The 21,638-nt window shown below is 67.9% G+C and carries 18 protein-coding genes and 4 pseudogenes; 16 read left to right on the forward strand and 6 right to left on the reverse strand.

Annotated elements, in window-relative coordinates:
* Positions 1-15: 15 nt before the first annotated feature.
* Genes CJ301_RS13195 through CJ301_RS13210 form a run of 4 tightly spaced genes read left to right on the forward strand, consistent with a single transcriptional unit; the run spans position 16 to position 3,013 of the window.
* The gene (locus CJ301_RS13195; protein WP_099277857.1) at positions 16-1,239 is read left to right on the forward strand and encodes an ABC transporter permease subunit; all 1,224 of its coding nucleotides are present in this window, start codon (positions 16-18) and stop codon (positions 1,237-1,239) included.
* Positions 1,236-1,976 carry an urea ABC transporter ATP-binding protein UrtD gene (urtD, locus tag CJ301_RS13200; protein ID WP_099277858.1) on the forward strand — a complete coding sequence of 247 codons (741 nt, stop codon included), beginning with the start codon at positions 1,236-1,238 and terminating at the stop codon, positions 1,974-1,976. The genes CJ301_RS13195 and urtD overlap by 4 nt, the downstream gene beginning before the upstream one ends.
* A 2-nt stretch (positions 1,977-1,978) precedes the next feature.
* The gene (gene urtE / locus CJ301_RS13205) at positions 1,979-2,674 is read left to right on the forward strand and encodes an urea ABC transporter ATP-binding subunit UrtE (protein WP_099277859.1); all 696 of its coding nucleotides are present in this window, start codon (positions 1,979-1,981) and stop codon (positions 2,672-2,674) included.
* A 27-nt stretch (positions 2,675-2,701) separates the two neighbouring features.
* Positions 2,702-3,013: an ANTAR domain-containing response regulator gene (locus CJ301_RS13210; protein ID WP_099277860.1), complete on the forward strand. Its 312-nt coding sequence runs from the start codon at positions 2,702-2,704 to the stop codon at positions 3,011-3,013.
* 15 nt (positions 3,014-3,028) lie between these two features.
* Here the strand turns inward: CJ301_RS13210 and CJ301_RS13215 are convergent, their stop codons facing one another.
* The 3 genes from CJ301_RS13215 to CJ301_RS13230 form a co-directional block, all read right to left on the reverse strand.
* Positions 3,029-3,373 carry an integrase core domain-containing protein gene (locus CJ301_RS13215; protein WP_099277861.1) on the reverse strand — a complete coding sequence of 115 codons (345 nt, stop codon included), beginning with the start codon at positions 3,371-3,373 and terminating at the stop codon, positions 3,029-3,031.
* Positions 3,374-3,560: 187 nt separating this feature from the next.
* Entirely contained in the window at positions 3,561-4,391 is an 831-nt protein-coding gene (locus CJ301_RS13220) for an IS5 family transposase (protein WP_367869650.1), read from the reverse strand.
* A 368-nt stretch (positions 4,392-4,759) separates the two neighbouring features.
* Entirely contained in the window at positions 4,760-5,038 is a 279-nt protein-coding gene (locus CJ301_RS13230) for an Lrp/AsnC ligand binding domain-containing protein (RefSeq protein ID WP_254050152.1), read from the reverse strand.
* Between the two features lie 135 nt (positions 5,039-5,173).
* Between CJ301_RS13230 and CJ301_RS13235 the strand changes: the two are divergent.
* The 12 genes and pseudogenes from CJ301_RS13235 to CJ301_RS13285 all read left to right on the forward strand — a co-directional run.
* Positions 5,174-5,353 (forward strand): annotated as a pseudogene (locus CJ301_RS13235) (IS3 family transposase); the annotation flags it as partial.
* Positions 5,354-5,473: 120 nt separating this feature from the next.
* Positions 5,474-6,058 (forward strand): ANTAR domain-containing response regulator, encoded by a 585-nt coding sequence (locus CJ301_RS13240; RefSeq protein ID WP_099277863.1) that lies wholly within the window; start codon positions 5,474-5,476, stop codon positions 6,056-6,058.
* A complete protein-coding gene (locus CJ301_RS13245; protein WP_099277864.1) occupies positions 6,055-7,227 on the forward strand; it encodes an ABC transporter substrate-binding protein in 1,173 nt (390 codons plus the stop codon). The genes CJ301_RS13240 and CJ301_RS13245 overlap by 4 nt, the downstream gene beginning before the upstream one ends.
* A 260-nt stretch (positions 7,228-7,487) precedes the next feature.
* Positions 7,488-8,855, forward strand: a complete 1,368-nt coding sequence (locus CJ301_RS13250) for a CmpA/NrtA family ABC transporter substrate-binding protein (protein ID WP_099277865.1) — start codon at positions 7,488-7,490, stop codon at positions 8,853-8,855.
* 67 nt (positions 8,856-8,922) lie between these two features.
* Positions 8,923-10,005 (forward strand): ABC transporter permease, encoded by a 1,083-nt coding sequence (locus tag CJ301_RS13255; RefSeq protein ID WP_099277866.1) that lies wholly within the window; start codon positions 8,923-8,925, stop codon positions 10,003-10,005.
* Between the two features lie 5 nt (positions 10,006-10,010).
* Positions 10,011-11,708: an ABC transporter ATP-binding protein gene (locus tag CJ301_RS13260; RefSeq protein ID WP_099277867.1), complete on the forward strand. Its 1,698-nt coding sequence runs from the start codon at positions 10,011-10,013 to the stop codon at positions 11,706-11,708.
* 5 nt (positions 11,709-11,713) lie between these two features.
* The gene (gene nirB, locus CJ301_RS13265; protein WP_099277868.1) at positions 11,714-14,155 is read left to right on the forward strand and encodes a nitrite reductase large subunit NirB; all 2,442 of its coding nucleotides are present in this window, start codon (positions 11,714-11,716) and stop codon (positions 14,153-14,155) included.
* Positions 14,152-14,484: a nitrite reductase small subunit NirD gene (gene nirD / locus CJ301_RS13270; RefSeq protein WP_099277869.1), complete on the forward strand. Its 333-nt coding sequence runs from the start codon at positions 14,152-14,154 to the stop codon at positions 14,482-14,484. The genes nirB and nirD overlap by 4 nt, the downstream gene beginning before the upstream one ends.
* Entirely contained in the window at positions 14,481-17,123 is a 2,643-nt protein-coding gene (locus tag CJ301_RS13275) for a nitrate reductase (protein WP_099277870.1), read from the forward strand. The genes nirD and CJ301_RS13275 overlap by 4 nt, the downstream gene beginning before the upstream one ends.
* 247 nt (positions 17,124-17,370) lie before the next feature.
* Positions 17,371-18,261, forward strand: a complete 891-nt coding sequence (locus tag CJ301_RS13280; protein ID WP_099277876.1) for a serine hydrolase domain-containing protein — start codon at positions 17,371-17,373, stop codon at positions 18,259-18,261.
* A gap of 74 nt (positions 18,262-18,335) precedes the next feature.
* Positions 18,336-18,428: pseudogene (locus tag CJ301_RS18510) on the forward strand (helix-turn-helix domain-containing protein); the annotation flags it as partial.
* 145 nt (positions 18,429-18,573) lie between these two features.
* A pseudogene (locus CJ301_RS13285) lies at positions 18,574-19,698 on the forward strand (IS256 family transposase); the annotation flags it as partial.
* Here the strand turns inward: CJ301_RS13285 and tnpC are convergent.
* The 3 genes and pseudogenes from tnpC to CJ301_RS13300 form a co-directional block, all read right to left on the reverse strand.
* Positions 19,696-20,550, reverse strand: a pseudogene (tnpC, locus tag CJ301_RS13290) (IS66 family transposase); the annotation flags it as partial. The pseudogenes CJ301_RS13285 and tnpC sit on opposite strands and share 3 nt — an antisense overlap.
* A 54-nt stretch (positions 20,551-20,604) precedes the next feature.
* On the reverse strand, positions 20,605-20,952 hold the full coding sequence (tnpB, locus tag CJ301_RS13295) for an IS66 family insertion sequence element accessory protein TnpB (RefSeq protein WP_216823296.1): 348 nt from the start codon (positions 20,950-20,952) through the stop codon (positions 20,605-20,607).
* Positions 20,952-21,275, reverse strand: a complete 324-nt coding sequence (locus CJ301_RS13300; protein ID WP_254050153.1) for a transposase — start codon at positions 21,273-21,275, stop codon at positions 20,952-20,954. Before CJ301_RS13300 ends, tnpB begins: the two co-directional genes overlap by 1 nt.
* Between the last annotated feature and the right edge of the window lie 363 nt (positions 21,276-21,638).

Consider the following 21,638-nt stretch of genomic DNA (forward strand, 5'->3'; position numbering starts at 1 on the left):
AAGATCGGAGGCCGCATGACCGGCTCGTTTCTCGCACGCAACCCTTCGGTGCCCCTCGTGCTGGGCCTTCTGGCCCTTGCCACGGTCATCGTCACGGTGATGGCGGCCTCGGGCGGGGTCTCGACCAGCTTCGTCAAGACGCTGGGCATGACGCTCTGCCTCGCGCTCGCCGCGCTCGCCATGGATCTGGTCTGGGGCTATGCGGGCATCCTCAGCCTCGGCAACATCGCCTTCTTCGCGCTTGGTGGCTACATGATCGGCATGTGGCTGATGACCGCGCGGACCGAGGCCATCGTGGCCGAGAGCCTCGCGGGCCAGGCGATCCCGCCGACGCCCGCCGAGATCCGTGACGCGGTGGGCGGGCAGATCTTCGGCGTGGTCGGCTCGACCGAGTTTCCGGCGATCTGGGCCTTTTCCGGCAGCCTGCCCGCGCAGCTCGCCCTCGTGGTGCTGGTGCCCTCGCTCCTGGCGCTGGTCTTCGGCTGGCTGGCGTTCCGCAGCCGGGTGACGGGGGTGTATCTGTCGATCCTGACGCAGGCGATGACGCTGGCGCTGGCGCTCTATCTCTTTCAGAACGACGCGGGGCTTCGGGGCAACAACGGGCTGTCGGGGCTGCAGAACCTGCCCGGGATGGGCGGCGTGCCGCAATCGACCGTCTCGCTGTGGTTCTTGTGGAGCTCGGCGCTGATGCTGGGGCTGGGCTATGTGCTGTGCGCCTGGGTGGTGTCGGGCAAGTTCGGCGCCATCCTGCGCGGCATCCGTGACAACGAGCAAAGGGTGCGCTTTCTCGGCTACCCGGTCGAGGGCTTCAAGCTCGCCGTCTTCACGCTTTCGGCGGCGATCACCGGCGTGGCGGGCGCGCTCTATTACCCGCAAGCGGGCATTGTGAACCCGGCCGAGATGATGCCCATCGCGTCCATATACCTCGCGGTCTGGGTGGCAATCGGCGGGCGGGGGCGGCTTTACGGCGCGATGATCGGCGCCATGGTGGTGAGCCTCGTGTCGTCGTTCTTCACCTCCGGCCAGCTGCCCGACCTCGGGCTCGGGCCCGTGCGCATCGTCTGGGTCGACTGGTGGCTGGTGATCCTCGGGCTGAGCTTCGTCGCGGTGACGCTGTTCGCGCCGCGGGGCCTGGGCGGGCTCGTCGATCTGTGGAGCCAGCGCCGCAGGCCCGCGCGCCACGGCGCCGATCTCGGCCCCGACCGGGGATCGTTCCGCGAAGAGGAGGCAGAGGCATGAACACGCTTTTGGAAGTGTCCGGCGTCTCGGTGAGCTTTGACGGATTCCGGGCCATCAACAACCTGTCGTTCCGCATCGGAAAGGCCGAGCTTCGGGCGGTGATCGGGCCCAACGGCGCGGGCAAGACCACCTTCATGGACATCGTCACCGGCAAGACCCGGCCCGACAAGGGGCGGATCAGCTGGGGCGAAAAGGGGCTGTCGCTCTTGGGGCTGTCGGAGGCGCGCATCGCCCGCGAGGGCGTGGGGCGCAAGTTCCAGAAGCCCACGGTGTTCGAGGACCAGACGGTGCAGTCGAACCTGATCGTGTCCCTGAAGAACCGGCGCGGCCCCTTTGCCGCGCTGTTCTACCGCCCCGGTTCGGGCGATTTCGAACGGGTCGCGGCGCTGGCGGGCAAGATCGGCCTGACCGCGCAGCTGTCGCGCAAGGCGGGCGAGCTGAGCCACGGCCAGAAGCAATGGCTCGAGATCGGGATGCTGCTGGCGCAGGAGCCGCGACTTCTGCTGGTCGATGAGCCCGCCGCCGGGATGACGCTGGCCGAGCGCGAGAAGACCACCGACATCCTCGTCGAGGCGGCCAAGACCCGCGCGGTGGTGGTGGTCGAGCACGACATGGAATTCGTGCGGCGGCTGAACTGCCGCGTGACGGTGCTGCACGAAGGGTCGGTTCTGGCCGAGGGCAGCCTCGATCACGTGACCTCCAACCCCGACGTCATCGACGTCTACCTGGGACGATAGACATGCTCGACGTGACCGATCTCGACCTTCACTATGGCCATAGCCAGATCCTCGACACCGTCTCGATGAGCGCGCGGGCGGGCGAGGTGACCTGCGTGATGGGCACCAATGGCGTCGGCAAGACCAGCCTTCTCAAGGCGCTTTCGGGGCGGCACCCGGCGAGCCGGGGGCGCATCATGCTCGATGGCGACGACATCGGCGGGCTGTCGGCGCATGGCATGGCGCGGGCGGGGGTGGGCTATGTGCCGCAGGGGCGCGAGGTGTTTCCGCTCCTGACCGTGCGCGAGAACCTCGAGACCGCCTTTGCCGGGTTGCCGCGCGCCAGACGCCGGGTGTCCGACGACATCTTCGAGCTCTTTCCCGTGCTGCACGAGATGCGCCACCGGCGCGGCGGCGATCTTTCGGGCGGGCAGCAGCAGCAGCTCTCCATCGCCCGCGCGCTGATCCTGCGCCCGCGCCTGCTCTTGCTCGACGAGCCGACCGAGGGCATCCAGCCCAACATCATCGCCCAGATCGGCCGGGTCATCGCCAAGCTGCGCGACCGGGGCGACATGGCGATCGTGCTGGTCGAGCAGTATTTCGACTTTGCCCATGACCTCGCCGACAGTTTCGTGGTGATGCGGCGCGGGCGGGTGACGCTGGCGGGGGCGCGCGATGCGGTGACGCGCGACCGGCTCTTGTCGGAGGTCTCGGTCTGAGGGCGCGCATGGCGGCGGGGCAGGCCCATGGCTGACAGCCTGCGCATCGTCCTCATCGAGCCCGACCCCGAGCGGGCCCGGCTCATCATCGAGGCGCTGCAGGAGACCGGGTCGCACCGGGTGCAGGTGCTCGCGGGGGATGCGGGGCTGGCCGCCGGGATCGCCGCGGCCGACCCCGACCTCGTACTCATCGACATCGCCGATCCGTCGCGCGACACGCTCGAGGAGCTGGCGCTCGCCTCCGGCCCGCTCGAACGCCCGGTGGCGATGTTCGTCGACCGCAGCAACGCGCCGCTCACCCGCGCTGGACTTGCCCCGAACGCTGGACCGCTGCCCTGAGGGCTTTCCCGTCTTCTAAGCCATCAACGGGCAGGTGGTGCTGATGGCTTTCATGAACTCGATCGGGATCTTGTTGCCGATCGAGCTGTGCGGTCGTTCGTGATTATACTCGTGGCGGTATGCTTCGCATTTTAACCGGGCATCCTCGACGGACAAGAACCAGTTCTGATCGATGCATTCGATCTTAGGTAGCAGATGCACCAGTTTGCCGGATGGACCGAGCCGGCGAAGTTCGCTGCAATGGCGGCATGGCCGAGCCTCTGATTCATCCAGACACTGACGCAGAAACGCGCCGAGATTCTCGGGCAGATCAAGGCTTACGGGACGCAGATCGCGCATGCGAAGCACGACCTTGCGCATGTGAACGGGCGTTGTTGCAGAACTCAGGCTTGAGGCACAGGTGCCCCTTTCCCCAATGATGTCATGCCACGCGAACGATCTCGGCGGTGCCGAGGGCTGAGAAGCGGATCATGAGGGCGATGCGGATGTGGACTTCGGCGGTTTGGCGGGTCGGGGTCTCTTGCAGCGATGCGCTCCCCGAACGCCTTCAGGCATCGCATCTTGGCTTCGACGCGACTGCGGAGATGGTAGCCGGTCCATCGTTTTCAGAACGCTCGACCAAAGTGCCGTGTGGCCCGGAGGATGTCGTTGCGGGCCGCAGCAGCCGGTCCGTCTCTTTCCATGGTCGCCCATTCTTGCGGATCGGGATGATCGCCGTGGCTTGGCGTTCGATGATCGCGGTGTGACAGCGACGCGTATCGTAGGCACCATCGGCGGTCACGGTGCCGATCGGCTCGTCGTCGGGGATCTGATCAAGCAGGTCCGGCAGGACCGGACTGTCGCCATCGCGGCTGGGGGTGAACTCCACGGCGCGGAAGTCGGACGTGGCCGTATCCATGGCCAGATGGATCTTCCGCCACTGGCGACGGCCCTGCGCTCCATGCTTGCGGGCCTGCCATTCGCCATCGCCCAGGAACTTGTTCCCCGTGCTGTCCACGAGCAGGTTCAGCGGTCCGTCGGTCCGTCGGTCCGTCGGCCCGTCGGCCCGGCGATACGGGATCTGGACGGCCAAGCTCTTCTGCCTGCGGCACAGCGTCGAGTAGTCCGGCACCGGCCAGTCCAGCCCTGCCATACGCAGCAAGCTGGCTACAATCCCGGCCGTCTGCCTCAGCGGCAGCTTGAACAGCACTTTGATCGAGAGACAGAATTGTATCGCGCCCTCGGAAAAGACCGGGGGACGCCCCGGCCGTCCCTCATGCGGTGCGAGCCAAGCCATCTCCCGATCCAGCCAGATCAGCAGAGAGCCGCGCTTGCGCAGCGCGGCGTTGTAGGTGGACCAGTTCGTCGTGCGATAGCGGGCAGGTAGAGGCTTCGTCATGCCTCCCACCTAAGCGGCTGTTTCGCTGTGTGAACCGTAAGGCCGGGGGTTCTGCAACAACGCCCTTCTATCCGGATGTGCCGGTGAAGCGGGAGATGGGCGAGACCGAGACCTTCTACGCCATCGACAAGGCGCGCGAGCTACTGGGATTTGCTCCCGAGCATGGCTGGCGGGACGAGGTGAAGGCATAGACGGCAGGTTTCGATCGGGCACGCTTCCGCGCTCAAGAACCCGGCCATGACGGCGCTTCATCTTACCAAGCAACCGTTGCCGAGAATGTGCAGCCCTTCGTAAGAAAGGGCGGACAGCCGACATTAGCGACACATGAAGCGCACGTCCGCTTCCCGCACTGTCGCAGCGGATGAATTTCAGATTTCCCCGCGTATGACCGGTAGCTGGCTAGAGGATTTCATCTCCCGCAGCGATAGGTTCGACCGGATGCTGGTCACCCCGGGCAGCCTTCGCAGGGTGGTCTTTACAAAGGCACTGTAGTTGTCGAGGTCCCTCGCGACAGCGATGAGCAGGAGGTCGCCGGCCCCGGTTGTGTTATGGCACGCCAGAAAGTTAGGCGAAGTCTCGATGATGCGCTGGAACTCGGCCGTGGCCGCGGCATCGTGCTCGGAGCAGCGCAGCTGCACGAAGGCCATGACGCCAAGCCCGATCTTCCGTCGATTCGGCCGGCTTGGTAGCCCTCGATTGTCCCTCGTCAGCGCCTCTGGGGGCATCTGAATTGATTTTTTAACGGAGGGTTTTTGGCTCATCGTAACCACCAAGGAGCGGAGATGAGTCAGAAACCCGGAGCAGACAAACCGACGGCTGAGTCGCTGGTGAAGGACATCCGTCGGCGCATCCGGAAGCATCATTCGGCCGAGAAAAAAATCCGCATCGTCCTGGATGGGCTGCGCGGCGAGGGCAGCATTGCCGAGCTCTGCCGGCGCGAGGTTCTCCGCCGCGCCCGTTTTCCCGGCATGTTCGACCTTGGACGCCGATCGGTTGTGCAGATGCCCTTTTGAAAGCCTGCGCCCCCGCCTCGATGTTCGCCTCGCTTGACCGCGCCCGCCGCCGCGCACGATGCATCGCGCATGGGCGACAAGCTGAGCATCGTGGTGGTCGAGGCCGATCGGGAGCGGGCGCACCTGATCGTCGACAGCCTGCGCGGCACCGGCGACCACGACATCCGGGTGATCGCCGAGCCGAGCCGGCTGGCGCGCTGCATCGCCGAGGCCGATCCGGACATCGTTCTGATCGACGTCGCTGACCCGTCGCGCGACATGCTCGAGGAGCTGGCGCTCGCCTCCGGGCCGCTCGACCGGCCCGTGGCGATGTTCGTCGATCGCAGCCGGCAGGGACTGGCCAAGGCGGCGGTCGAGGCGGGGGTCTCGGCCTACGTGGTCGACGGGCTGCGCCCCGAGCGGCTGAGGCCGGTGCTCGATGCCGCGATGGCGCGGTTCCAGATGTTCCGGCAGATGCGCAGCGAGCTGGCCGCGACGCGCCGGGCGCTCGAGGAGCGCAAGACCATCGACCGGGCGAAAGGCATCCTGATGAAGGCGCGCGGCATCGACGAGGGCGAGGCCTACGCGCTGCTGCGCCGCACCGCGATGGACCAGAACCGGCGCATGGCCGACGTGGCCGAGGCGCTGGTCACCGCGGCGGGGCTGCTGTCATGACCCTGCCGCGGCTCTCGGTCGGCTTCATGCCACTGGTCGACGCCGCGCCGGTGATCGTGGCGTGGGAAATGGGCTTCGCGCGGGCCGAGGGGCTCGCCATCGAGCTGCACCGCGCGCCCTCGTGGTCGAGCCTGCGCGACATGCTGGCCTTCGAGGCGGTGGACGCGGCGCAGGTGCTGTCGCCAGTGCCGGTCGCGACCGCGCTTGGCTTGGGCGGCGCGGGCGTGCCGCTGCAGGCGCTCTCGGTGCTGTCGGTCAATGGCAACGTGATCGGGGTCAGCCGCGAGCTGGCGGCGCAGCTACGCGACGCAGGCCACGGCTTCGGCTTCGACGACGCGCGCGTGGCGGGCGAGGCGCTCTTCGCGGGGCGCGACGCGCCGCTCCGGGTCGGGGTGCCGTTCCCCTTCTCGATGCATTTCGAGCTGATCCGCTACTGGCTCGACGCGGTCGCGCCGGGCCGGACGGTGGAGATCCGCACCGTCCCGCCGCCGCTGATGGCCGAGGCGATCGGCGCGGGCGAGATCGACGCCTTCTGCGTCGGCGAGCCTTGGGGCTCGATCGCGGTCGAGACCGGCGTGGGCGAGCTGCTTCTGCCCGGCCGGGCGATCTGGGCCGGGGCGCCGGAAAAGGTGCTGGCGGTGCGCGCCGGCCGGGCCGAGGCGGAGCCCGCGCGCTTCGGCGCGCTGGTCCGGGCGCTGTGGCGGGCTGGGCGCTGGCTGGGCCAGCCGGGCAGCCGGACGACGGCGGCCGAGCTTCTGAGCCGGCCGGAATACCTGAACGTGCCGGCCGAGATTATCGACCGGGCGCTGACCGGGCGGCTGACGATCTCGGGCCGCGGCGAGGGGCGGCATGTCGAGGGGCTGGTCGCGTTCCACGGCGGGGCGGCGGGCTTTCCCTGGCGCAGCCAAGCCGCCTGGATCGGCCGGCGCATGGCCGCGCGGGCCGGCCTCGACCCGCAAGCGGCCGACGCCGCGGCGCGGGCGGTGTTCCGCAGCGACCTGCACCGGCAGATGCTCTCGGGGATCGGCGCGGTGCTGCCCGGCGCGTCCGAGAAGATCGAGGGCGCGGTCGAGTCGGACCATTTGGTGGCGGCCGAGGATGGCACGCTCGTCCTGCGGCGCGACCGGTTCTTCGACGGCCGGGTTTTTGACCCCTCGCATCCCGACTGACCAAATTTTCGACAAAGCCGCGCCTGACCCCGATATTGCCACGCCGCGCCGCGGCATTGCCCTTGCGGCATGACGACAGGGCGGGTCAGCTGGGCACGTGGGCAGGCAACGACGTCTGGCCGACCGAATTCTCCCAACGACTGGGCGATCTGGAGCAAAGCCGCTCGACCGTTTCGCGACATCCGTCGCGCGATGAGTCGGCGGCTTTTTTGGTTTTTGCCCGGACCTTCCCCCCGGGCCCTGAGACGGGAACGACGCGCATGACACGGCTGACCGCGATCCTCGCCACCACCACCTGCCTCGCCGCACCGGCTGCGGCCGAGATGCTGCCACTGGAGAAGGACGAGCTGACCTTCGGCTTCATCAAGCTCACCGACATGGCGCCGCTCGCGGTGGCCTACGAGCAGGGCTACTTCTTCGACGAGGGGCTGTTCGTCACGCTCGAGGCGCAGGCCAACTGGAAGGTGCTGCTCGACGGGGTCATCGACGGCCAGCTCGACGGGGCGCACATGCTGGCGGGTCAGCCGCTCGCCGCGACCATCGGCTACGGCACCGAGGCGCATATCGTCACGCCCTTCTCGATGGATCTCAACGGCAACGGCATCACCGTGTCGAACGAGGTCTGGGAGGCGATGAAGCCCAACATCCCGACCGACGCCGAGGGCCGGCCGCAGCACCCGATCTCGGCCGCGGCGCTGAAGCCGGTGATCGAGCAGTACCGGGCAGAAGGAAAGTCCTTCAACATGGGCATGGTCTTCCCGGTCTCGACCCACAATTACGAGCTGCGCTACTGGCTCGCCGCCGGCGGCATCGCGCCCGGCTACTATTCCGAGCAGAACACCACAGGCCAGATCGGCGCCGAGGCGCTCCTGTCGGTGACGCCACCGCCGCAGATGCCCGCGACGCTCGAGGCCGGGACGATCTACGGCTACGCCGTGGGCGAGCCATGGAACCAGCAGGCCGTGGCCATGGGCATCGGCGTGCCGGTGATCACCGACTACGAGCTGTGGAAGAACAACCCCGAAAAGGTGTTCGGCCTCACCGCCGAATTCGTCGAGGAGAACCCAAACACCACGCTCGCCGTCACCAAGGCGCTGATCCGCGCGGCCATGTGGCTCGACGAGAACGACAACGCCAACCGCGCCCAGGCGGTCGAGATCCTGTCGCGCCCCGACTATGTCGGCGCCGACGCGGGGGTGATCGCCGCCTCGATGACCGGCACCTTCGAGTACGAGAAGGGCGACGTGCGCGAGGTGCCGGACTTCAACACCTTCTTCCGGCACCACGCCACCTATCCCTTCTACTCGGACGCGGTGTGGTACCTCACCCAGATGCGTCGCTGGGGCCAGATCGCCGCGGCGCGGCCCAACAGCTGGTACGACGAGGTCGCCCGCTCGGTCTACAAGCCCGAAATCTACCTCGAGGCGGCCCGGATGCTGGTCGACGAGGGGCTGGCGGACGAGGCCGACTTCCCGTGGGACAGCGACGGCTACAAGGCGCCGACGCCCGCCGCCGACATCATCGACGGCATTCCCTACGACGGCCGCGCGCCCAACGCCTATCTCGACAGCCTGCCGATCGGGCTGAAGGGCGACCAGCGGGTCGTCGGTTCCGAGATCCAGGGCTGACGCGCCCGGCGGGGCCGCGTGGCCCCGCATCCCATTTCCTCCGCTGATCCAACCCCCGGAGCACCCCATGACCGCGATTGATCCAACCGCCATCGAGGCCGAACACAAGGAGGCACGGCGCGCCCGCTGGCTGGCGCGGCTCGGTGCCGCCGACCGCTGGTTCCAGGTTCTCGGCCTGGCCTGGCTGACCCCGCTGATCCGCGCCGCCGCCGGCGACGACCCCCGGGCCCGGATGCGCGAGGTCTGGCGGCTCTTGGGCGTGCCGCTTCTGGCCATCGCGGGCTTCCTCGCGCTCTGGGCCATGCTGGCACCGCAGGTGCAGACCTCGCTCGGCGCGATCCCCGGGCCGGGTCAGGTCTGGCACGAGGCGGTGGGCCTGCACGAGGACGCCGCGCGCACCGCCGAGAAGAAGGCCCGCTTCGAGGAGCAGGTGGCCCTGCGCAACGAACGCCTGGTCGAGCAGGGTAGGGCGGACGAGGTCAAGGAGATCGCCTTCACCGGGGCGCCGTCCTATTACGACCAGATCGGCACCTCGATCCTGACGGTCTTCTTCGGCTTCCTGGTGGCGAGCGCGGTGGCGATCCCGCTCGGCATCCTTGCCGGTCTCTCGGCCACCGCCAACGCCGCGCTCAACCCGCTGATCCAGATCTTCAAGCCGGTCTCGCCGCTGGCGTGGCTGCCGATCGTCACCATGGTGGTCTCCGCGCTCTCGGCGGGCGGCGAGGGCCTCTTCGCCAAGTCGTTCCTCGTCTCGGCGATCACCGTCACGCTCTGTTCGCTCTGGCCCACCCTGATCAACACCGCGCTCGGCGTGGCGCAGGTCGACCGCGACCTCGTCAACGTCTCCAAGGTGCTGAAGATGAGCCCGCGCGCCAAGATCACCAAGCTGGTGCTGCCCTCGGCGCTGCCGCTGATCTTCACCGGGCTGCGGCTGTCGCTCGGCGTGGGCTGGATGGTGCTGATCGCCGCCGAGATGCTGGCGCAGAACCCCGGCTTGGGCAAGTTCGTCTGGGACGAGTTCCAGAACGGCTCGTCGTCCTCGCTGGCGCGGATCATCGTCGCGGTGCTGACCATCGGCCTGATCGGCTTCCTGCTCGACCGGGTAATGCTCGCGCTGCAATCGCTCTTCACCCACGCCCCGAACCGGTGACCGCCATGACCCCCATTCTCAAGTTCGACACCGTCTCCAAGGGCTTCGGCGAAGGCAAGTCGCGCAAGGAGGTGCTCAGGGCCATCGACCTCGACGTGGCCGAGGGCGAGTTCGTGGCGATCCTCGGCTTCTCGGGCAGCGGCAAGTCGACGCTGATCAACCTGATGGCGGGGCTGGTCATGCCCGACCAGGGCGCCGTGACCTTCAAGGGTCAGCCCGTCGCCGGCCCCGGCCCCGAGCGCGGGCTGGTGTTCCAGAGCTACTCGCTGATGCCGTGGCTCACGGTCGCGGGCAACGTCATGCTCGCGGTCGAGGCGGTGCACCCGAAGCTGTCGAAGGCCGAGAAGGCCGCCAAGGCGCAGCGCTACATCGAGATGGTCGGCCTCGGCCACGCCACGGGCCGCCGCCCGGCGGAGCTGTCGGGCGGCATGCGCCAGCGCGTCTCGGTCGCCCGCGCGCTTGCCATGGAGCCCGAGGTGCTGCTCCTCGACGAGCCGCTCTCGGCGCTCGACGCGCTGACCCGCGCCAACCTCGCCGACGAGATCCTCGAGATCTGGGAGCGCGAGCGCACCACCTGCGTGCTGATCACCAACGATGTGGACGAGGCGATCTTGCTCGCCGACCGGATCGTGCCGCTGAACCCCGACGGCACGCTGGGCGCGGCGGTGAAGGTGCGCCTGCCGCGGCCGCGCGACCGCGCGGCGATGAACACGGATCCGGCCTTCAAGGCGCTGCGGGCGCAGGTCACCGGCTACCTGATGGATGTCGGCATCCAGGCCCGCGCCGAGGGTACGTGCCGGCTGCCGGACATCCGTCCGGTCCATGACCGGACCCGCGACCTGCCCGACGCGCAGAAGCAGGCGCAGGAAGGCCTGATCGACGATCGCTTCCTCGACTTCAGTCAGCTCCACAAAGTCTATCCGACACCGAAGGGCCCGCTCACCGTGGTCGAGGACTTCGATCTCAGGATGAACCGCGGCGAGTTCATCTCGCTGATCGGCCATTCGGGCTGCGGCAAGTCCACCGTGCTGACCATGGCCGCCGGTCTCAACGCGATCTCCAAGGGCGCGATCAAGCTCGACGGCCGCCATGTCGAGGGCGCCGATCCCGAGCGCGCCGTGGTGTTCCAGAGCCCCTCGCTGTTCCCGTGGCTCACCGCGCGCGAGAACGTCGCGGTCGGCGTCGACCGGGTCTATCCCCGCGCCAGCCAAGGCGAGCGGCAGGAGGTGGTCGAGCACTACCTCGAGCGCGTGGGCCTGGGCGACGCGATGGACCGGATGGCCTCCGAGATGTCGAACGGCATGCGCCAGCGAGTCGGCATCGCCCGCGCCTTCGCTCTCTCGCCGAAGCTGCTCCTGCTCGACGAGCCCTTCGGCATGCTCGATAGCCTGACCCGCTGGGAGCTGCAGGAGGTGCTCATGGATGTGTGGGATCGTACCAAGACCACGGCGGTCTGCGTCACCCATGACGTCGACGAGGCGATCCTTCTGGCCGACCGGATGGTGATGATGACCAACGGACCCCGCGCCACCATCGGCAAGATCGTCGACGTGAAGTTGCCGCGCCCGCGTACGCGCAAGGCGCTTCTGGAGCATGCCGACTACTACCACTACCGGCAGGAGGTGTTCGATTTCCTCGAGGAGTACGAGCACGGCCGCGACCCCCGTCAGAAACCGGCGCCGAGCGCCATAGCCGCGGAGTGACCGCCATGACAAAGAAACTCGTCGTCATCGGCGCCGGCATGGCCTCGGGCCGGATGCTGGAGCACCTGTTCGAGGGCGCGCCGGGCGCGTGGGACGTCACCCTCTTCAACGCCGAGCCGCGCGGCAACTACAACCGGCTGATGCTGTCGCCGGTGCTGTCGGGCGAGAAGACCTATGCCGAGATCGTCACCCATGACGACGATTGGTACGCGGCCCATGATGTCACCTGCCGCTTCGGCGAGCGGGTGGTCGAGATCGACCGCGCCCGCAAGGTCGTCACCGGCGAAAAGGGCGAGGTGGTCTATGACAAGCTGGTCGTTGCCACCGGCTCTGACCCCTTCATGATCCCGCTGCCGGGTCACGACCTCAAGGGCGTGATCCCCTATCGCGACCTCGAGGACACCGAGCGGATGATGCGGCTGTCGGAGACGCCCGGCGCCAAGGCCGTGGTGATCGGCGGCGGGCTGCTGGGCCTCGAGGCCGCCGCCGGCATGGCCGCGCACGGGGTCGACGTGACCGTGGTGCACCTGATGGGTCACCTGATGGAGCGCCAGCTCGACGAGGCGGCGGGCTATCTGCTGCGCCGGGCGCTGGTCGAGAAGGGCATCACCGTGCGCTGCGCGGCGAACTCCAAGGAAATCCTCGGCGAGAACGGCCATGTGAAGGCGCTCCTGCTCGACGACGGCACCGAGCTGCCCTGCGATCTGCTGGTCATGGCGGTGGGCATCCGGCCCAGCGTGGCGCTGGCCAAGTTCGCCGGCCTCGCGGTCGGGCGCGGCGTGCATGTCGACGACCGGATGGTGACGTCCGATCCCGACGTGCTGGCCCTTGGCGAATGCGTCGAGCATGACGGTGCCGTCTTCGGCCTCGTGGCGCCGCTCTACGACCAGGCCAAGGTGCTGGCCGAAACGCTGACGGGCGGCGACGCCGCCTTCCGCCCCAAGGAGGTGGCGACCAAGCTCAAGGTCACGGGCTGCGACCTGTTCTCGGCCGGGGACTTTGCCGAGGGCGAGGGTCGCGAGGACATCGTCTTCCGCGACCCCGCGCGCGGCGTCTACAAGCGGCTGGTGCTGGAGGGCCCCCGCCTGATCGGTGCGGTGATGTATGGCGACACCGCCGATGGCGCGTGGTTCCACGGCCTCATCAAGGACCGCGAGGACGTCTCGGAAATGCGTGAGACCCTCATCTTCGGCCCGGCCTTCCAGGGGGGCGCGCAGGCGGACCCTATGGCGGCCGTTGCAGCCTTACCGGCTGACGCAGAGATCTGCGGCTGCAACGGCGTCTGCAAGGGCCGGATCGTCGAGGCCGTCGAGGGCGGCGCCACGACCATCGAGGACGTCCGCGCCGTCACCAAGGCGTCGGGCTCCTGCGGCACTTGCACCGGGCTGGTCGAGCAGGTCATGGCGCTCTCGCTCGGCGACGACTTCGTCATGCCCACGGCCAAGCCGATCTGCGGCTGCACCGACCTCACCCATGAGGATGTCCGCCGCCTGATCAAGGCGCAGGAGCTGAAGTCGCAGCCCGCCGTCTGGCAGGAACTGGGCTGGAGCACGCCCAATGGCTGCCATGTCTGCCGCCCGGCGGTGAACTACTACCTGCTGGCCGACTGGCCGCTCGAATACCAGGACGACCCGCAGAGCCGCTTCGTCAACGAGCGCAACCACGCCAACATCCAGAAGGACGGCACCTATTCGGTTGTGCCGCGCATGTGGGGCGGGCTGACCAACGCGCGCGAGCTGCGCGCCATTGCGGATGCCGCCGACAAGTACGGCGTGCCCACCGTCAAGGTCACGGGCGGCCAGCGCATCGACCTGCTGGGCGTGAGGAAGGAAGACCTGCCCGCCATGTGGGCCGACCTCAACCGCGCCGGGCTGGTCTCGGGCCACGCCTATTCCAAGGGGCTCCGGACGGTGAAGACCTGCGTCGGCCGCGAGCATTGCCGCTTCGGCACGCAGGACAGTACCGGGGTCGGGGTCAGGCTTGAAAAGCGGCTCTGGGGGGCGTGGACGCCGCACAAGGTCAAGCTCGGCGTCTCGGGCTGCCCGCGCAACTGCGCAGAGGCGACCTGCAAGGATGTCGGCATCGTCTGTGTCGACAGCGGCTTCGCGATCGGCGTCGGCGGCGCGGCGGGCATGGACCTCAAGGAGATCCAGCCGCTGGTCAAGGTCGCGACGGAGGGCGAGGCCGAGGAATGGTCGGTCGCTTTCGTGCAGCTCTACCGCGAGCACGCCAGGTATCTCGACCGGCCCTACAAGTGGATCGCCAAGGTCGGCATGGGCTGGGTGCGCGAGGCGCTCTCGAACCCGGACGAGCGCGCGGCGCTCGTCGCCCGTTTCGACCTGAGCCAGACGATCTACCAGAAGGACCCATGGGCCGAGCGGGCCGAGCCAGCGCAGGCGCGCCGCTTCCGGCCGCTCGCCGATCTCACGCTGGAGGCCGCGGAATGAGCTGGATTGATATCGGAGCCATCGAGGACATCCCATTGCGCGGCGCGCGGCTGGTGAAGACGCCGGTGGGCTGCGTGGCGCTGTTCCGCACCGGGGAGAACGAGGTCTTCGCCGCCTCCGACCGCTGCCCGCACAAGGGCGGGCCGCTGTCTGAGGGCATCGTTTATGGCCGCGCCGTGACCTGCCCGCTGCACAACTGGGTCTTCGATCTCGAGACCGGCCGGGCGCAGGGCGCCGACGAGGGGTCGATCCCGACCTACCCGCTGCGCATCGAGGACGGTCGGCTGCTGATCGATGGCGAGGCTGTGGGCCGCAGGGCGGCGGCATGAGCGGGGCGCAGCGTTCCGCGCAGCCGGGCGAGATCCGTACCACCTGCGCCTATTGCGGCGTCGGCTGCGGGGTGCTGGCGCGGCCGGACGGGCAGGGCGGCGTCGCGGTCCGGGGCGACCCGGACCACCCGGCCAATCGCGGCCGGCTCTGCTCCAAGGGCGCGGCGCTCGGCGAGACCGTGGGGTTCGAGGACCGGTTGCTACATCCGGTGGTCGATGGCGCGCGCGCCGGCTGGGATGAGGCGCTGCAGCAGGTGGCCGACCGGTTCCGCCAGACCATCGCCGAACACGGCCCCGACAGCGCCGCCTTCTACGTCTCGGGGCAGATGACCACGGAGGACTACTACGTCGCCAACAAGCTGATGAAGGGCTTCATCGGCTCGGCCAACATCGACACCAATTCACGGCTCTGCATGGCCTCGACCGTCGCGGGACACAAGCGCGCCTTCGGCACCGACACTGTGCCCGGCATCTACGAGGATCTGGAACTGGCCGACCTCGTCGTGCTCACCGGATCGAACCTCGCATGGTGTCACCCGGTGCTCTACCAGCGCCTCGCCGCCGCGCGGGCGACGCGCGGCACCAAGGTGGTGTTGATTGACCCGCGCCGCACCGCGAGCTGCGACATCGCAGACCTGCATTTGCCGCTAGCGCCCGGCTCGGACGTGGCGCTGTTCAATGCGCTTCTCGCCGAGATCGACCGGCGCGGCGCGCGTGACGCCCGCTTCGCGCGCCATCTCGACGGCATGTCCGAAGCGCTGGCCGCGGCCCACGCGGACGACCCCGCGGCCACCGGGCTCGACCCGGCGCGGATCGCCGAGTTCTGCGCCATGTGGATCGCCACCGAAAAGGTCGTGACTGTGTTCAGTCAGGGCGTGAACCAGTCGAGTTCGGGGACTGACAAGGTCAACGCCATCCTCAACTGCCACCTCGCGACGGGGCGCATCGGCCGCCCCGGCATGGGGCCATTCAGCGTCACCGGCCAGCCCAACGCGATGGGCGGGCGCGAGGTGGGCGGGCTCGCCAACGCGCTGGCCTGTCATCTCGACATCGAGAACGCCGCGCATCGCGACGCGGTGCGCGCCTTCTGGAACGCCCCCGCCATGCCCGGGAGGGCCGGTCTCAAGGCCGTGGACATGTTCCGCGCCGTGGAGCGCGGCGACATCAAGGCGCTTTGGATCATCTGCACCAACCCCGCCGTCTCGATGCCCGAGGCCGACCGGGTGCGCGCCGCCATCGCCGGCTGCGACGTCGTGGTGGTGAGCGACGTCACCGCCCGCACCGACACGGCGCGGCTTGCGCATGTGCTCCTGCCCGCCGCCGGCTGGGGCGAGCGCGACGGCACCGTCACCAATTCCGACCGCACGATCAGCCGCCAGCGCGCCTTCATGGCGCCGCCGGGCGAGGCACGGCCCGACTGGGCGATCCTCGCCGAGGTCGGCCGCCGCATGGGCTGGGCGGAGGCCTTCAGCTGGAACGGCCCGGCGGCGGTGCTGCGCGAACACGCGGCGCTGTCGGGCGTCGCGGCCCGGTTCGGTCTCGATTTCGACATTACCGGTCTCGCCAACATCAGCGACGTCGGCTACGCCACGATGACGCCCCGGCGCTGGCCGCAAGGGGCCACGGCGCAGGGCGGGCGCTTCTTCGGTCACGGGCGGTTCTACACGCCGTCGGGGCGCGGTCGGATGGTGCCGGTAGCGGCTCGTCCGCCCATGGTCGCCCTGACGCCGGAGCGCCCCTTCCGGCTCAACACCGGCCGCGTACGCGATCAGTGGCACACGATGACCCGTTCGGGCCGTTCGGCCCGGCTGTCGCGCCACATCGCCGAGCCTTTCCTCGAGATCCATCCAGACGATGCCGCCTGTGCGGGCCTTGCCCCTGCGGCGCTGGCCGAGGTGACGGGGCCGGGCGGGCGCGCGGTACTCCGGGTGCTCGTCACCGACCGGGTGCGGCGCGGCGAGGTCTTCGCGCCGATGCACTGGAGCGGCGAGACCGCGCCCACGGGCCGCATCGACGCGCTGGTTGCCGCCGCCACCGACCCGGTCTCTGGCCAGCCCGAGAGCAAGGCCACGGCGGTTGCGGTCGCGCCATGGCGCGCGACTTGGTTCGGCTTCGCGGTAAGCCGAGCCCAGCCGGAGCCGGGGTGCGACTACTGGGCCCGGGCGCGCGGCAAGAAGGGCTGGCGGCTGGAACTGGCGGGGGCGGAGGCGCCGGCCGACTGGGAGGCGGAGGCGCGCAAGCTGTTCGGTCTGCCCGACGCGCGGCTGTCGCGGGTCAGCGACCCGGCGCGCGGCCTCGAGCGGCTGGCTTTCCACGTGGACGGACGGCTCGAGGCCGCGCTCCTCACAGCGCCCGAGCCGGTATTGGTGGCGCGCGACCATCTCGCGGGGCTCCTGGGCGAAGGCGGCGGCCAGCCGCTCAGCGGACGGCCCGGCGCCGACGCGCCCGATCCCGGCCCGACGCTTTGCGCCTGTCTCAACGTCGGGGTCAACACCATCCTCACGGCAATCGAGAGCGACCGGGCGATGAGCGTCGAGGCGATCGGCGCCGCGCTCGGGGCTGGCACCAGCTGCGGCTCCTGCCGCCCCGAGATCGCGGCGCTGCTGGCAGTGGCACGGCAGCCGAAGGCGGCAGAGTGAACGTGAAGGATTACACACGTTCGGAACAAGGCACAGGTATCAGGAGCGCCCCGGCAGGAACTTCGCGGGCTCGGGTAAGTGGGCCATTCCGAACCCACGTGGTTGTGACCTCGAAGTTCTGGACAGCTTTCAAGTGAGCCCGATCATTCGGTGACAGAGGAACCGTAGGCATTTCATCCTGACCGCCGCCGCGGCCGTGTCCGCGCCTTGGATCGCCCGCGCCCAGCCGGAGGACTTGCGATCGGCCATGCAGCGCCTGTCGCAGATGCATTCACTCCAGGTGATGCGCGGAGACGACGTCGTCTTCGCCGAGGCGCCGCGGGGCCCCGGGCTCGACGCCTTCGCGAACATCAAGTCTTGCTCAAAGAGCATCGTCGCCCTGTTGCTCGGTGTGGCCGTGGATCGTGAAGAGATATCCGGGGTGACAGCCAAGCTCGAGCAGGTCGCGCCCGGCATCGTCCCCCGGGATGCCACATCGGGTGTAGCCGGGATCACGATGGAAGATCTTGTAACGCTGCGCGCCGGTCTGGAGCGCACCTCCGGTGGCAATTACGGGGAATGGATCAGCGCCGGGAATTGGCTGGCCGACGCTATGACTCGTCCGATGGTCGCCGAACCGGGGACACGGATGCTCTATTCCACCGGGTCGACTCATATTCTCGGCGCGGCTCTGGCGGAGGCGACCGGACAAAGCCTTCTCGCGCAGGCCCGCGAGCGGCTCGGCGGCCCCTTTGCGATGGAGATCCCGCGTTGGACGCGTGATCTGGAGGGCTACTACCTCAGCGGTAACGAGATGGCGCTGCGTCCCTCGGACATGCTGAAGCTCGCGGTCATGATGCGCGACGGTGGCCGGTTCGGCGGCGCACAGGTGATACCCCGCGACTGGATCACAGCCTCGACCGAGCCACGGACCAGATCCCCCTGGTCGGGGCTGTCCTACGGCTATGGCGGTGGTTTCACGTTCGAAGTGCAACTTCTGTATGGAAACAGATGGTTACATGGAGAGCAGTTGATGGGCACCTGCTACGCACATTTGGATCTCGAAGAGCGCCAGAAACTCGCGCGGTGGCGCGAGGCGAAATTGCCGATGAAAGTGAGAACGGCGGTGAGAAAGTCGGCCACGGTAGCGGCGGGGTGAGCCTGCTGCGGGCGGCGTAAAAGTCGTCCACCTTTACCCTTTCTGGAGGCAGGGAGGGCGGGAGGATTTTCACCGTGGACTTGTATCGCAAGGTGCGACTGGCCTGTGCCGAGGGGATGAGCCAGCGAGAGGCGGCGCGTCATTTTAACATCTCGCGCGACAGCGTAGGATAGTGTCCCCACGCTTGGTATAAGAGGCCGCGCGCGGAGCCCTCGGCGTAGCGTAGCGTGCGGCCGAGCGTAACGCTGGCGGTCACCGTCGATCTTCGGAGTAGGTTCGGGTTGGGAAACCTTGAACCAGATGGAGACGACGATGACCGACGACAGAATGGCTCTGCTCGAGCTGGTTGAAAAGCAGGCTGATGGAGATCTGGTCCGCGAGATGCTGGCCTTCGCGGCCGAGCGGATCATGGAGGCAGAGGTCGAGGCGAGAACCGGCGCCGCCAAAGGCGCGCGTTCGCCGCTGCGTGAGGTTCACCGGAACGGCTACCGCACGCGGGACTGGGACACGCGTGCCGGCCGGGTCGCGTTGGAAATTCCGAAGCTGCGCAAGGGCAGCTATCTGCCCAGCTTCCTTGAGCCTCGCCGCACGGCCGAGAAGGCGCTCGTGGCTGTGATCCAGGAGGCTTACGTTCAGGGCATTTCCACCCGCTCTGTCGACAACCTGGTGAAGGCCATGGGCGCCGGTGGCATGTCGAAGACCCAGGTCAGTCGCCTTTGCGCCGAAATCGACGATCGGGTGAACGCGTTCCTGGATCGGCCGCTGGAGGGGAACTGGCCATACCTTTGGCTCGACGCGACCTATTTGAAAGTCCGTGACGGCGGGCGGATCGTCAGCCGTGCCGTGATAGTGGCGTTCGCAGGCTCACCGGTCAATGAGGATGGCAAACGCGAGGTGTTGGGCGTTGCCACGGGTCTCTCCGAGGCAGAGACCTTCTGGATCGACTTCCTGCGCAGTCTCGCCGATCGCGGCCTGCGGGGCGTGAAACTGGTGATCTCCGACGATCACAAGGGGCTCCGGGCCGCCGCGCGCCGGGTCTTCAATGCGACCCACCAAAGGTGCCGGGTTCACTGGATGAGGAACGCGCTCGCTCATGCGCGAGCCAAGCAGCGCACGGCCGTGGCCGCGATGCTGAAGACGATCTTCGCCCAAGACAACAAGGCCGATGCCGAAGCTCAATGGGACGTGGTCGCCGACGCGCTGCGCGAGAAGCAGGCGACGCTCGGCGCCCTGATGGACGCTTCCCGCGATGACGTGCTCGCCTACATGGATTTCCCTCGGGAGCACTGGCCCCAGATCGCCTCCACGAACCCACTCGAGCGGGTGAACCGCGAAATAAAGAGAAGGTCCGATGTCATCGGCATCTTTCCCAATGACGAGGCCATTGTTCGGCTCGTTGGCGCATTGATGCTGGAGACCAATGACGAGTGGACAGTAAACCACGCCGGGTGGATCGTCGCCGCTCCACGCGCGATCATCCCGGGCCAGGGCCCAAAGGAAGCCGGTCTTGGTTCGGCCGCGTCCGGGGTCAAGCACCGGTGCCGTGGTTTCGTCCATGAACAGCTTGGTCGAGGTCTTCAGGTGTTCTGCCAGCCGGTCCACCACCGGCCCCAGATGGAATGCCGCGACGCCGACCCAATCGGCCAACGTGCTGCGATGGATGTCGATGCCGGAACGGGCGAGGATCTGGCTCTGGCGGTATAACGGGAGGTGGTCCGCGTATTTGCCGACCAGCACATGGGCGATGGCCCCCTCGGTTGGCAGGCCGCCCTCGATTAGGGCGGCGGGTGCCGGCGCCTGACGCACGCCATCGGTGCAGGCACGACAGGCGTATTTGGGGCGAACCGTGACGATCACCCGCAGTTGGGCGGGCACGATGTCCAGCCGCTCGGTGCGGTCCTCGCCGATCTTGTGCATCTGCCCACAGCCGCAGGGACATTGCAGGCTGTCGGGCTCGATCACGCGCTCGATGCGAGGCAGGTCCTGGGGCAGGTTACCGCGATTGCGTTTGGCCGCACGTCGAGGCCGAGGATCGGAAGGCGTCTGCGCCTCCTTCTGCTCATTGGCCTCGGCGACAGCTGCCTCGAGATCCTCGAAGGCCAACTGCCGGTCATCTTCGCTGAGCTTCTCGGACCGCTTGCCATGGACGAGATGGTTGAGCTCGGCCACCAGATGCTCGAGGCGCCTGTTGGCCTCCCTCAGCACATCCCGCTCGCGGAGCACTGCGACGACAGCTTCGCGCTGTGCCTCGGGGATGGCAGATAGGTCGATGGTCGCGGTGGCAGGCATGGGGGAAGGATAGCCCGAAGCAGCGTCGAATGCGCGCCGTTTCCCCAGCCTGATTCATTCTGCCGCAGCCGGGCGGCGGGTCTCCAAGGCCTTCACCCTGCGCCAGTCCAAGCCGGAAAAAAGAGCCTCGAACTGCGCCCGGTTCAACGTCATCACGCCGTCCCGAACCGCCGGCCAAGTGAAGGTGGTTTCCTCCAGCCGCTTGTAGGCCATCACCAGTCCGCTCCCGTCCCAGAACAGGATCTTCAATCGGTCGGCCCGCTTCGCCCGAAACACGAACACGGTGCCGGTGAACGGATCTTCCTTCAGAACCGATTGCACCAGCGCAGCCAAGCCGTCGTGGCCCTTCCTGAAGTCCACAGGCTGCGTTGCCACCAGGATACGGACGGTATGGGATGGCATCATTGCGATGACGCTCCGAGCGCGTGGACGATCTCGGCAATGCGCTTCGCCCCGGTGTCGGCGGCGAGTTCGATCGTCACATCGCCGAAGACGAGGCGCAGCCTGTCGGCGGACTGACCCGAAGGCTGCGAGGGCTGCGGCGGCCCCGCCTCGCACAGGACGAGCGGTGCGAAGGCCATCGGCTCATCCGGCATCTCGGCGGCGGGCAGGACAAGCTTCCCCTGCTTGGCCAAGCATCGCCATGCCGACAGTTGGTTCGGCTTCACCTCGTAACGTGCGGCGACAGCGTTCACTGTCGCGCCCGGCTCCAGCGTTTCCGCCACCGCCCGGGCCTTCACCGCATCCGGCCACCGCCGATGCCCACTCTCAAAGACCTCGACGCCGAGCGATCTGAGAAACGCAGTTGTAGCTCCCATTGCGAAACGCACTCCCACCTTGCGATGGGTATCACCTCGCAAGCCGGGCGAAGAGCTACAACGTGCGGCTCAAACACCGCTTACGGATCTTTATCCTTTCCGCATGAAGTTAGATAGTTTCTCTTAAAAATTGCAACCTTCCTTTGTATATCTACCCAAAGTAGATTTAATTGAGACCCTGTTGCTGCTACAGTTGGGGGTAGAGTCCGTCCAACTTTGAAGGCGAACATGAAGCGATCGCCCTTCACGGAAAAAAAGATCATCGACCTT

Source organism: Limimaricola cinnabarinus (genome assembly GCF_002723615.1).
In the GTDB taxonomy this organism is placed as follows: Bacteria; Pseudomonadota; Alphaproteobacteria; order Rhodobacterales; family Rhodobacteraceae; genus Limimaricola; species Limimaricola cinnabarinus_B.

Bases quoted from the DNA above. Each gene is read 5' to 3' on its own strand.
- CJ301_RS13195 (WP_099277857.1), top strand. From the start codon at position 16: ATGACCGGCTCGTTTCTCGCACGCAACCCTTCGGTGCCCCTCGTGCTG.
- urtD (WP_099277858.1), top strand. From the start codon at position 1,236: ATGAACACGCTTTTGGAAGTGTCCGGCGTCTCGGTGAGCTTTGACGGA.
- urtE (WP_099277859.1), top strand. From the start codon at position 1,979: ATGCTCGACGTGACCGATCTCGACCTTCACTATGGCCATAGCCAGATC.
- CJ301_RS13210 (WP_099277860.1), top strand. From the start codon at position 2,702: ATGGCTGACAGCCTGCGCATCGTCCTCATCGAGCCCGACCCCGAGCGG.
- CJ301_RS13215 (WP_099277861.1), bottom strand. From the start codon at position 3,373: ATGCGCAAGGTCGTGCTTCGCATGCGCGATCTGCGTCCCGTAAGCCTT.
- CJ301_RS13220 (WP_367869650.1), bottom strand. From the start codon at position 4,391: ATGACGAAGCCTCTACCTGCCCGCTATCGCACGACGAACTGGTCCACC.
- CJ301_RS13230 (WP_254050152.1), bottom strand. From the start codon at position 5,038: ATGGCCTTCGTGCAGCTGCGCTGCTCCGAGCACGATGCCGCGGCCACG.
- CJ301_RS13240 (WP_099277863.1), top strand. From the start codon at position 5,474: ATGGGCGACAAGCTGAGCATCGTGGTGGTCGAGGCCGATCGGGAGCGG.
- CJ301_RS13245 (WP_099277864.1), top strand. From the start codon at position 6,055: ATGACCCTGCCGCGGCTCTCGGTCGGCTTCATGCCACTGGTCGACGCC.
- CJ301_RS13250 (WP_099277865.1), top strand. From the start codon at position 7,488: ATGACACGGCTGACCGCGATCCTCGCCACCACCACCTGCCTCGCCGCA.
- CJ301_RS13255 (WP_099277866.1), top strand. From the start codon at position 8,923: ATGACCGCGATTGATCCAACCGCCATCGAGGCCGAACACAAGGAGGCA.
- CJ301_RS13260 (WP_099277867.1), top strand. From the start codon at position 10,011: ATGACCCCCATTCTCAAGTTCGACACCGTCTCCAAGGGCTTCGGCGAA.
- nirB (WP_099277868.1), top strand. From the start codon at position 11,714: ATGACAAAGAAACTCGTCGTCATCGGCGCCGGCATGGCCTCGGGCCGG.
- nirD (WP_099277869.1), top strand. From the start codon at position 14,152: ATGAGCTGGATTGATATCGGAGCCATCGAGGACATCCCATTGCGCGGC.
- CJ301_RS13275 (WP_099277870.1), top strand. From the start codon at position 14,481: ATGAGCGGGGCGCAGCGTTCCGCGCAGCCGGGCGAGATCCGTACCACC.
- CJ301_RS13280 (WP_099277876.1), top strand. From the start codon at position 17,371: ATGCAGCGCCTGTCGCAGATGCATTCACTCCAGGTGATGCGCGGAGAC.
- tnpB (WP_216823296.1), bottom strand. From the start codon at position 20,952: ATGCCATCCCATACCGTCCGTATCCTGGTGGCAACGCAGCCTGTGGAC.